Origin of the sequence: Nocardia asteroides (assembly GCF_900637185.1) — a bacterium.
Taxonomy (GTDB): Bacteria; Actinomycetota; Actinomycetes; order Mycobacteriales; family Mycobacteriaceae; genus Nocardia; species Nocardia asteroides.
The window spans coordinates 467,747-479,375 of sequence record NZ_LR134352.1; the positions used below are offsets into that span (position 1 = coordinate 467,747).

The window sequence follows — 11,629 nt, forward strand, 5'->3', positions numbered from 1 at the left end:
AGCCACCAGGCCAGGAGCAGCTCGCGAGGGTCAGTCCGACTCGCTCTCCGAAGACTCGGCGTACTTCTCCGGCCTGATCAGCACACCACCCGTGATCAGACGATCACGCAGTCCACAGAACCATCAAGCGTACCGTCGAAAACGGAATCATCGACAGGCGTGAAACATTGCTGCCACTCCCGATCGGGATCAGGCTGCGTCAGCGACTCCATCACCGACCATCCGTCGCGGGCTATAACAATAACCTCCGTGAATCGACGGCGAATACCATCCCAATTCTAGCGCGACTGATCCATCCGGATTGCTACAACGACCGAACCCAACCGTTGCGCTCCAGCTTCGAGATTCCTTTCCGGATATAGCTCTCCCCAGATCCACCTTCAAACCACACCGACCAGTATAGCCCCAGCTGCAAAGTAAGCGTGCCGTTCATACGCGAGATTCGAACACCGATGGGTGGTTCCAGGAATACATCCTGGGGACCGTACCCCCAGAGCTCCTCTCCGACAGAAGTAACATTCAACGAAACCTGCGCAGCATTCCGACTCACAGTCACCTCCGAAGGTCCCGCGGTCATACCTGGGATAACCGCCATAGATGACCGAACTTCCATCAAATACCAGCCCAGCGAGTAGCCATCGACATCCACACACGCTGAATCAACCGAGTCGATGCACGCGTCTACTACTTCGCGCCGCAAGTCACCATCTACAAAGGCTATTTTCGGCGAGTACGACGGGCTTCTGATTAGTCCGGACAGAGAATCGGAGGTAGCGAACATCCCCGCCGGCGGGTGGGCATTTTCTAGGGATAGCGGGTATTCCAACTCATCCCAGTAGGAATAAAGAATCTCAAATGAAAGAGGCCGACTATACTCTCCGAGAGTGTCGTAGAGAGCGTCGAGGGCGATCCCGCGAGCAGCCGAGTTCGATTCCTCCACCCCTTCTTCAAGCACCCTGGACATGATGATTTCACGTCCGGGATATTCCACGAGATCGAACATACGCTCATTCGAACTAATCGACATCGGCCACCCTGGTCCACCTAGAATTAACGTTGACAAGCTCCGTCAGCACAAGTCCCGTATGGGAGTCAACAACCGTAATTCGATCAAGGTTTCCGGCGTTTTTAGGCTTCGGCGGCGTACCATTCAGATTGCCAAGCAGGTCTGAGAATATGTTCTTGGTCCTGATCACCTCGCCCGTCGGACGCTTGAAAACAATGTTCCCGTCAGGGCTGAACTCCGTTATCTGCCCCTTTCTGTTCCAGGTGACTTGACCGACGCGAGCATATATTACCACCTCACGAGGGCGACTCATCGGTTTAGCAAGGCCGTCGCGCGCTTCCACCTTATCGGATCCGTGCCGGATCCCATCTGTCAGGTCTGCAGCGTCCCGTAGTTCTTTTTGAATCGTAGTGACTTCGACCCGAATAGGTCGCGCACCAGACGCAGGGAGAAGTAGCAGGTCAAATTCGGGAACGGACCTTTTCGGAGGTTCACCATCCGGTCCGAGTTCAAGGGCCGTTTTAATTCCCATCTTCGGATCCTTGTCCAGGATCCTTACAACCTCCCTGAGTTCGGTCAGTGCTTGCGCAAATTCCGGGTCAGCCTTTTGTGAGTGCATACGGAGCCAACGGTCCAGATCAACAACCTTCCCGAGATGTCGGCCGAGAACTGATTCAGCCGCAGCCCGTCGCGCACCGGCATTCGGGGCAGAATCTCCCTTGGAACTCGAACCTTCCGCCGATTGTTTTTCTGATGCGAATATATCCGGTCGCCTCGGTTCGGTGGCGGGGACGCCGCGAAACCCCTCTGCGGGTACAGCCTGGGGTGAAAGTCGATCGATCCAACTGCTCATAACCTCGCTCAATACGTCGAGAGTTCTGACCGGTTGATCGCCCCAGTCGCGTATTCGATCTACCTGCTCACGTGCGTATTTGGCTGCCCTGGACCCTAACCCACTCGCCATCTCCAGTGCTGACTTCGCGCTGCCGCTTATATAGCTGTTCGACCGCCTACGGAAGCCGGAGGAAATTTCGAGCAGTCCAGTTGCGCCGAACCCTGAACGGGGTCGGATTCCCACACTTCTGAATAGAATCAACCCGCCGACTGCCGTTGCACCGAATTCGAAAGTCGTACCGACCGTGTTGTCCTTCCACTGCTCGAGCGGAATTCCGGTGAGGTCCTTGACCAGCTCGCCTTCGCGGTCGGGCGGTTGGTAGGTTGTGGATCCGCGGACGAAGTCCGAGCCGCGTAGCGCGTCGTAACCCGTCATCACCGCGTATTTGGGGAGCGCGAGGTAGAACATGGCAGCGCCCTTGGCCAGGCCGACCACTGCCGTTCCCGCGTTTGCGAACCTGTTCGGGGCGTCGTAGGTGACGTGGAATGTCCCGTACTGGTCGACACGGATCGACGACATACCTCGGACGCCGTCCTGCATCATGTGAAATGGAGCGCCAACGGTATCGGAAACAACAGACGCAAGACCGGTCAGTCCGCGCTTCGTCCCCTCCCACGCACGTACATCCCAAGGCTGCACGGGAGCGGGAATTTCGTTCCTCCAGGCTTCTTTCCCACTTGCATCGAAGTGAACGGTGGTCCGGCCCGATTGCACTGTCTGTGAACCATCGGGAAAGATCGTGTCCAGACGCGGCCGGCCGTCTTTGTCGAGCGAGAAATCGGTGATCACACCGAGGTGGTTCATCCGGTATGTATGACCGTTCTGAACCCGGAACCACGACTGGTTTCCGTCCTTGTCGGGCTCTCCCTCCCAATGGTTATCGAATTCATCGATCATCCACCCGGAACGATTCGCGAACATCTGCCCGGTAAATTTGGACTGGAGTTCACCACCGGGACCGAGCTTCGTAGACGACATCGTGGCATTGCCGAAATTGTCTACGTGGATGTTGTCGTAAAGGCCCTGCGAGTTCCGGACTCCGATGTCGACTCCGACTACGCGGCCGGCCGAGTCGAGCGACAGCGTTCGCGACTTCGACGCATCGGGTGAGGTCTCGAACGCGTGGGTGGGGATACCCGAGGTGGAGGTGCCGGGCGCGAAGTGCTGGCCGTAGCCCAGGCCGTTCGGCCCACCCGACTCGAAGTAGGACGATCCGCCACCGACGTCGTCCTGCCACCGGATGTAGTTCGCCGTGCCTTCGATCGAAACGATCCGCGCCGTCGACAGCACATTTCCGGCAGCGTCCTTGACCACCGCGTCTACTGTGTTCTTGCCGTTGCCCTCTGGGATCGTGTACTCGACGACTTGCCCGTTCGGGCGCACTTCCGTCCAGGTCTTTCCCACCTCCTGGCCGTCGGTCGACGGCATCGGTAGCGCGTCCTGGTTCGGGCCTTTCGCATCGAGCAGCGGATCATGCTCCTCGACGGGGACCGCGGGGGCGGGCGAACCCTGCGGTTGGGTCGCAACCGGAGGTGGCGTCTGGTTACCTGGTACTTCAGCAGGAGGCTGGTCGACCGCGGGCGCCGACGGCTTTTGCTGTTCGCGCTCCTGCGCCTGCTGCCGTTTTTCCTGCTCGGCTGCCAGCTTGGACTGGTGATCGTTGGCACCCGTGGGAGGCGGCTGGCTCGGCAGCGGTCCGTCTATGAAGTCGACCTTCATAGGGCCCAGACCATTGATCGGCTGAGCGGATTGCACATCGTCGTTCGCGCGCCCGGTCATATTGCGTACGCCGAGAAGGCGTTCGTATGCCCGAGCCGCTGACGCGGCGGTCATACCGTTGACGTCGTGTACCCGAGGCGCCGGGGGGCTGCCTGCTCCGGAGTCAGTGCCCGACGGCGTCAGCGAGTTCGTCCATCGCCGATACCCAGAAGGGTCATACGCCGCCTGATCCCTTGGTACCGCCATCGCGATACCTCCTTCGACTATGCGAGAGCCCAACCCCTGCCAAGGGATTGGGCTCTCTCGCGCTAGCTGTTCAGTTGGCGGAACCGGTCAGAACGGCCGGGACGACCTCGGGGTCACGGCCCCGATGATGCTCGAGTCGGTCGTACCTTCGTCGACCCGAACCACGATGTCGGTGCTGGCCCACGGGTCAAGCGATGCCAACCAGCGACGGCCGGCCAGCTGACCCCACACATTCACCACCGCCGAACTGTCCGTGGTGTAGAGCCGGGCCGTGCGATGACGCGGATGCGTATCGATACGCAGGGTCTGGCCCGCCGTCAGTCGCGGGGTCTGCACCATGCGCGGCTGGCCGGTGTCGCTGGGCATCGGGTCGAGGATCGACCAGCGTCCTGGACCGTTCATGGTGTAGCGGGGCCACGCCGGCTGGTCGGCTGCGTTGCGCAGGCGCAGGACGCCTTCGCTGGCGCCGGCCGCGTTGGTCCAGACCTGCGTCTCGTCGAAGTGATGCGCGAGCGGATCCATGGCGGTCGCCGAAATCTTGTACATAGCGAATCCGTTGCGGGCCGGATCGATATCGCCCGCGGGTTCGGGTGCGCCGTCGAGCTGGAACTGCTGGAACCGCCAGCCCTGATGCCGGGTGAAGTAGCCGACCGTGACCGGCTTGTCGGTGGACCAGCCACGGAACCACGCGTCGTGCACGGCGAGGAACTCACGCACCGGGTTGGATTCGCTTGCACCGTCCGCGCTGGAGACGATGGCCAAGAAGTCCCATTCCTTCTTCCAGCGGACAGACCGCGCGAAGGTGGCACCGTCCTGCCGGGCACCCTCGGTTGTCAGCAGCTGGACCGGCGCGAACATGAAACCTGTTTGTGCCGAGAGCCTTACGCCCTCGCGCCCTGCGTTGGGGCCTGCCAGGTGCCAGACCCGGCCGTTGATATCCCAGACCACGATCTTGGTGTCCTGGGTAGTGAGCAGTTGGTGGGTCATCGCCCGAGCCCTCCTCCGCGTTGCTGAGCAAACGATTGACGGCGCTGGACGCGGGCGATCGACATCGCAACGCTCTTGGGATCCATACCGTTGAAGTTGAAGATGTCGCCGCGGGCGGTGTGCCCGCCGACTCCTTCGGCAAGGTCGGTCAGGCCGAAGCCGGTGCCGACGAGTTCCTTGGCCGTGCTCGCCACCCATTCGATGGGCTTGGCCACCAGATCGACCGCCTTGCCCGCGCCGATCGAACCGACCAGCGAACCGAGCACACCGCCGACAGCCGCGCCGGCGGGACCGGCGATCGCGGTGCCGATCCCCGCGCCGATGAAGCTGCCGAGCTGACCGGCAGCGGTTTCCGCCACGCCCTTCGCCGCGCCGGTGATGCCCTTGACCAACCCACCGGAGGAAGTGCCGGAGAGGAATCCCTGGATACCCGCGGTCAGGTTGTCAGCCTCGTTCATCTTAAATTGCTTCTGCTGCTCACCAGGAACGAAATACGAGCCCTCGGGATCGATACCCAGCTGAGCCAGCAGCGGACTGTCGACACCCAGCGCCGAGGTGATCTGCGGGATGTTCAGCGCACCCGCCAGCGCGCCGAGGTCGGCACCGAAGTCACTGACAGCCGGATTGCCGCTGAGACCGAAGGATTCGGCCAGCTTGTTCGCCATCGAACTGCCGACCACGGCACCTCGATCGATACTGTCGGCACCGCTGTAGGTGGTCCAGTACTTCTCGTCGACGAGTGACTTGCCGTTGAGGGCTGGTGTGCGCGGCGTGGTCGCGGGACCGGTCTCGGTCTTGGTCGCTTCGGGATACCACACCCACGCACCGCCGCCGGCGGAGTCACCACCGCTGACGATGACGCTGCTGCCGCCGCCACCGGTGGTAGTCGTACTGCCACCGCCGGTGATAGTGGTACCGCCACCCACACCGTCCCAGGTCGTGGCTCCCGCGGGTGAAGCGCCGCCGGGCGCTACAGCACCACCGGCCCCGCCCTCGGTGAACGTCGGGGTTCCGGTCGGACCGATCTCGGTCTTCAGCGACATGGCGGCCGTGAGACCGCCGCCGAAGCGCGACCCGAGCGCCTGGCCGAGCGACTCACCGATCACCGGTGCCATGTCACCGGCAGGGCCGAGAGCTGGGGCGATGGCGTTCCCCAATGCCAAACCGACGCGGCCGCCGGCCTCGGTCGCCGAGGACATGATGCCCGCGGTCAGCGCCTCCGACAACGCCATCAGCGGCGCGACGGACCCGTCGGCGGACGCGGTGGACGGATCGGCGAAGGCCGGCGCCACATTCATCACGCCCTGCGGCTCTACCTGTAGCTGCGCCGAGAGCGCGGGACCGTTCTCCGCGAACGCCGCGCCCTGCTGTCCGAGATCGACTTTCATCGGATCGTTCGTTCGGCGGCTGTAGGCACCACCGCCGCGGAAGACCGGCGCGAGGGCGCCACCCAGCGCGGCACCTGCGGCGCCTGCCGCATCGAGCGCCGCGCCTGCCACGCCACCGATCACGTCGGCGGCCAAACCCGTGCCGAGCAGTGAACGCCAACGCTCCGGGTCGTTCACCGCGGAGTCGCCCACCAGTCCACCGGCGGCGAACCCGGGCAACATACCGGCCAGATAGCCCGGCGACGGCACCCATCCCGCGTTGATCGCTTCCAGCAGCGGCAGCGCGTTGGCGGTCGAGGCAGCGTTCACGACGAACTCGCCCTTGGACAACCGTGCCAGGATCGAGTCACTGGTCCCGGTGCCGGGACCAATGACGGTGCCGCCGTGCGCATAGCCCGGCACATCGGCCTCCACCGCAGCATTGTCGGAAGGGGGCTTCGCGGGGTTGAACAGAGTTGTCTTCGAGGTGAACTTGATCAGCCTGGTCTTGCTGTCGGCGGCATCGCCGTCCGGACGGAGCAGATCCAAAGCTTGCCCGGCCACGCGTTCGGCAATCGCGCCGGGCTGTGTACCGAGTACATCGGCGAGCACACTGTCCATCAGCCCGAAGATTCCGGAACCGATCAGTCTGTTGGGCGGGATGCGGCCATCCGCGCCGAGCATGATCGGGTCCTCGTCGGGGAGGGTGATTGTCGCGGTGCCGGAACCGCCCTCCCAGACAGCTCCACTGGGCAACCTGACCCGCTTTCCCGGAGCAGGCTGACCGCTCGTGGTCATCGCGAGAACGTCCGGCAAGGTCATCGCCGTTGGGCGTTTCTTCTTCACAATTGGTATCCACTTTCTGCGTTCGACCGCTCCGGGACTGCAGCTCCCTAGCCGGACCAACCGAGGAAGTCGTTCATCTGAGCGAGTTCCGTTGCAGTACCGACACGCTCCCGATCCGATCGAATTCCGGGTCGTGCGATCGGCTCCGGGCGATTACGCCCGCGCCGGCCGTCGTCGGTCCGCGCCCACATCAGCCAGCGGAGGCTGTCGGCGACTTCGGCCAGGAGATGCTCGGCCACCTGCCATCGGCTGGCTTCGGGATACATGGCCCGGTGTAGCGCCGAGTCCGGCGGCAGGTGCTTCACGATCACCCGCAGCTCAGCCCAGCCGAGCCCCGCGGTGCCGAGCATCCGCCTGCGCAGACCCAGGACGATCAGATCGAATTCGATTGCCTCGCCATACTCTTCGAGGAGAGCATCGAGGCTTAGGATTCCCCCAGGCTCAGCCCCGAGTGCGCGCGCCATGCCTCGAGGAACTCGTGGTAGGCGTCGGGTTCCATCTCGTCGAGCGCGGCCAGCGCGTCGACCGTGAGGCTCAGTTCGAGCAGGGTATACATCGCATCGACATCGCCGAGGCGCCGGATACGGCGCACCAGACCGGGCTTGAGGTAGGACAGCGAGGGAAGCACGATGTCGGTGCCGTCGACGGTGTAGGTGAAGTCGTCCTTCACCGGTGCGGGCTGGGCGAACTTGCCGGCAGCAGGAGAAGTCATGGGTAGCAGACCCTTTCGTTGCGAGAGAGATTCGATTGGTGAACAGGAGGGCCCAGCGGCGGCGGGCGGGCCTGCGCATAGGTGTGTAACCCGCCGCCACTGGGGGACTAGAGAGGATCAGGCAGTCTTGATGCCGTCGTCGAGGTAGCGGTAGGCCTTGACGCCGGTGTCGTCCTTGAAGGCCTCGACATTGATGGTGAAACCGGCCAGCTCGTTGGACACGAACTTCTTCTCGGTGATCGAGGAGATCTTGGCGTTCGGCAGCACGATGCGCAGCTTCTTGTCCTCGGTCTTCATGTCGAAGACCCACGAGCGACGCGGCAGCACCAGGCCGGTTTCCTTGACATTGATCAGCTTGCCGGAGGTGGCGGTGGCCGCGGTCGCGGTCACGTTGTTCTCACCGAAGATCTCGCTGAGCACGTCCTGGTCCCACACCGCGTACAGGGTGAGGCCGAAGCGCACCGAGTGCTCGGTCTGCAGCTGGGCGATGATGTCGGCGTTCCAGTCCTTGACCGTCTCCACCTTGCGCTCACCGAGCGACTCGATGCCGTCCTCGGAAACGTAGCCGAGGGCCTTGAACGCGGGGTCGATGACGCCCGCCGCGGTAGTCGGCAGAGTGGAGTTGAGCGGCGCCACCAGGACACCGCCGGAAACGGCCAGGTTCGGGGTACCGGCGCCGATGTAGTTGCTGGAAGGCAGAGCCATTGTGTTTACTCCCTTGGGATTGTTGCGCAGGCCCTCGGGATTGGTACTTCAGTTGTTCGACTCCGTAGGGAGTCAGGCGAGGACGGTGCCTCGCACAATCAGGTCGGCGACCAGTGTGTACCGCGGAGCGGCGGTCGCCGGATCGGTGTCGTTCTCCATGCCGGCGTCCTCGACCTGGTCGCACCAGACGGTGCCCAGATAGCCGGGAGCGGCCGCACTCAGGATCGAACGCACAAGGGCGGCAAGGGTTGCCGCTCCGCCCGCGTCGTCGGTGCATTCGAGAACGACGCGAGGACGATCCAGGATCAGGTGGGCGCTTCTGCGGCCCTCCCGATCCTCGACGTCGACTCGAGCCTTTCGGTCATTTCTGGCTACGCGGACCATGCGGCCGGGCCGAGGATCGGGTGTCCTCACGACTACCGTTGCGGTGTCGGAGACTGCGTCGATTTCTCCTGCAAGATATTCGACCAAAATTTGCTCGATATCAGCAAACAAGACTCTTTCATTCATTGTTGAATCCTTAGTAAATCATACTCCGTGACTGAATCATCAGAAATACCCAGCGGCCAGCCGGGAACTTTAATCTATACGACAAAGGACGAAATAGCCCGTAGACGGCAAACAACATCTCCAAATCATCTGCCACTCGGGTGCATCCGATTTCAGGCATAGCCCAGGGCGTATCTATACCATCCGCAGGCGCAGCGGCAACGGAAGATACGCAGATGTAGACTCGACCCTGTACCCTTTACTGAGCGCCATACATGCGATAGCCGTCAAAGGTAGCGAGACCCAACTTTCGGAAGTCCACGATCTATCCGCTTGCACATTCTGCGAGGAGAAAGCATCTATGGGCATTGCGGCTAGCAGATCTAGGCGCCTCGCGTCGCCGAGTATCACAGCAATCCAGAACGCGTTAAAGAAGTCTACGGGCGTAAGAGATACCTGATAAGATGAGCGTTCCGATTTCCGTTGACCATTATAATCGGTAAACAGGGAGCCGTTTGCCGACGAGCCCTCGCGCCGAGTAGCGTCAACCAGATCCACCAAAGCCTCATAGGCATCCAAGACAGCAGCAGCCGTACTTTTGGCGGCAAACCAATCAGGCTCCTCAAGAGCAAGAAGGTGAAGGAGACGATTCAGTAACAGGTCAGGGAGGATACTAGCCGTCCTCGGGTCTTCAGCGCCGTCCTGCACAAATGCACTTACCTGCGCATCTATAGCCATGATTCTATCGTGGACATATGCATGGTCAGTGTATGGACGTTCGATCAACACGAAGACGATCCACCCTCCCAAATATTGAACCGGCGCATCTTACTATCCCACGTGCACTACACCGACGCCCGGCCTTCCGTAGACAAAACCATACCAAACTCTGCCATCTTCAGCGCTTGGCGAAGTTCATCTGCCGGCATGGCTTCACTACGTCATTCCAGGCCCCGCCGCTGCATCATCCTCACATATAGAATCAGCCAACAATTGCCGCAAATAGCCGTTGACCCATGTCAGTGCAAACCAGTTACGTGGAGCCATTCGGCCTGAAACTCTTCGGGAAGGATCTCAATGCACTGAGGCCCGGATTCGACAGACTGCGATTCATTTACAACTGGCTCTTCCGAAAGTTGCACGTATGCGCCATCTGAAGCGAGGGAAGCCCAATCTGCGCGACCGTTCGGAAAGTAGCATACTTTTCGGACCTCATAACCCTCGCCATCGATTTCCAAGAAGGACTGCAACCCATCTCTCTCTGAGACGTATTCGTGACTGATCCTCAAATAGATGTAACCGTCCTCTTCCGGACGGTATCCTCGCGCAGAAGCTACTGCTTCCTCACGTGGCATCTTTGGAAGGTAGCCGCTACTGGGCCCCTGGATGCGTGACAGAAATGAATAACTCTGCGGATCCCCCGGTTCGTCACGCACGTCCACGTTCCGACCTGGTGACCAGGATTCATCCAACTCCTCCAGCATCCATTGCGGAACGCGCGCCCGCGGATACCGACGAAGCTCTATGCCTAGATGGGACGTGATCGACTCAACGAACTGCGGTATTTCGTCATACTCGAATATGGTTGAAACATCACCATCCAAAACTGATATCTGCATCGACAGCCACGTTCCAGAATCCGCGGTATACATCTCCCGCTTGAGTTCCGCAATTGCCTCACAGATTGCTTCAGGTAGTTTGCTACCGGAGCACCATTGGCCGTCGACTTGATATGATATCGTATGAAAGGCCAGATCGCCTAGCAAGGTGAATACTCCGACAACCTCGGCACGAGTTGCCCCTATGGCCTCGACCAGACCTTCGGAAATGATTCGTATGAGTTCCTGCTGCTTCACAACGTCCATGCCGCTACACCGTCACTGCCTGTTGATAATCGAGTTGATTGTCGCTCCAGGTCGGTGAACCACTGAGGCGATATCTCGTATGATAGATCCACGAAACTCGTTCGTCACCTTGCGGCCGCCATCCAAGGCGTGGCATGCCCGTCGGTGGCGCGCCGTACTCGATATATACAGAGACCTCTGCCGGTTCCGGGTGGGCTAGAAGCCAGTAATAGCGAGATCTTCTCCTCTATTCGGCAATATGCGCCTGGAGATTGGTTGACTGATTTTCGCTGTGGCGTATCTAGAATGTTAACGGCTTCCACGTTCCGGTTTCAACCCCATCGGGCCGCTATCACATTGGCTGACTCATCGCAGCCAGGGAATCTCTGGAACCTTGCCGTAAGAATCCTTGAAGGAATTCACTATGGCAGCGAATCGCTCGGATGCCCGTCCTATATCACCTTCATGGCTAGCACCGATTGCTGTCCAGTATTGCTCGGCGATACTCAGGACATCTTCATGGCATATTGGCCCGGCCACCCAGTTGTCATTGTAGTGACATTCAACAGAGACACCGCCGGAGCCGATCGAGGCAAACCACGCGTTACCACTCCACTCAAAGCTCAAACCAGGATCGCTCATCGATCTAGCCACTTGGTCGACGATCTCCACCAGGAGGGTACCTTCTGCCTGGATATCCAAATACATCCAGAGCGCAATCATCGCCTCATCATGATGCAGTGATTCGACAGCGCGGACAGACCCGTCCGATTTATTGAATATATGCAAATGTACCAAGGTATTCCCTTCCCC

10 protein-coding genes are annotated in these 11,629 nt (G+C 60.7%); all 10 read right to left on the reverse strand.

The annotated features are described in order from the left end of the window. Window positions 1–304: 304 nt before the first annotated feature. Complete coding sequence (locus EL493_RS02360) at window positions 305–1,003, reverse strand: hypothetical protein (RefSeq protein ID WP_022566677.1); 699 nt, start codon at window positions 1,001–1,003, stop codon at window positions 305–307. A 13-nt stretch (window positions 1,004–1,016) separates the two neighbouring features. After that, complete coding sequence (locus EL493_RS02365) at window positions 1,017–3,734, reverse strand: hypothetical protein (protein ID WP_126405529.1); 2,718 nt, start codon at window positions 3,732–3,734, stop codon at window positions 1,017–1,019. Window positions 3,735–3,953: 219 nt separating this feature from the next. Further along, window positions 3,954–4,853 (reverse strand): hypothetical protein, encoded by a 900-nt coding sequence (locus EL493_RS02370; protein ID WP_022566679.1) that lies wholly within the window; start codon window positions 4,851–4,853, stop codon window positions 3,954–3,956. Further along, entirely contained in the window at window positions 4,850–7,126 is a 2,277-nt protein-coding gene (locus EL493_RS02375) for a hypothetical protein (RefSeq protein ID WP_126405531.1), read from the reverse strand. The genes EL493_RS02370 and EL493_RS02375 overlap by 4 nt, the downstream gene beginning before the upstream one ends. Continuing rightward, entirely contained in the window at window positions 7,114–7,530 is a 417-nt protein-coding gene (locus EL493_RS02380; RefSeq protein ID WP_022566681.1) for a DUF5361 domain-containing protein, read from the reverse strand. The genes EL493_RS02375 and EL493_RS02380 overlap by 13 nt, the downstream gene beginning before the upstream one ends. Continuing rightward, window positions 7,491–7,778 carry a hypothetical protein gene (locus EL493_RS02385; protein WP_019049856.1) on the reverse strand — a complete coding sequence of 96 codons (288 nt, stop codon included), beginning with the start codon at window positions 7,776–7,778 and terminating at the stop codon, window positions 7,491–7,493. The genes EL493_RS02380 and EL493_RS02385 overlap by 40 nt, the downstream gene beginning before the upstream one ends. Window positions 7,779–7,895: 117 nt before the next feature. Beyond that, on the reverse strand, window positions 7,896–8,483 hold the full coding sequence (locus EL493_RS02390; RefSeq protein ID WP_019049857.1) for a phage tail tube protein: 588 nt from the start codon (window positions 8,481–8,483) through the stop codon (window positions 7,896–7,898). A 72-nt stretch (window positions 8,484–8,555) separates the two neighbouring features. Further along, on the reverse strand, window positions 8,556–8,993 hold the full coding sequence (locus tag EL493_RS02395) for a hypothetical protein (RefSeq protein ID WP_022566682.1): 438 nt from the start codon (window positions 8,991–8,993) through the stop codon (window positions 8,556–8,558). 998 nt (window positions 8,994–9,991) lie between these two features. Continuing rightward, complete coding sequence (locus EL493_RS02400) at window positions 9,992–10,837, reverse strand: DUF6881 domain-containing protein (RefSeq protein WP_022566684.1); 846 nt, start codon at window positions 10,835–10,837, stop codon at window positions 9,992–9,994. A 345-nt stretch (window positions 10,838–11,182) separates the two neighbouring features. Next, window positions 11,183–11,539, reverse strand: a complete 357-nt coding sequence (locus tag EL493_RS02405; RefSeq protein WP_022566685.1) for a hypothetical protein — start codon at window positions 11,537–11,539, stop codon at window positions 11,183–11,185. Between the last annotated feature and the right edge of the window lie 90 nt (window positions 11,540–11,629).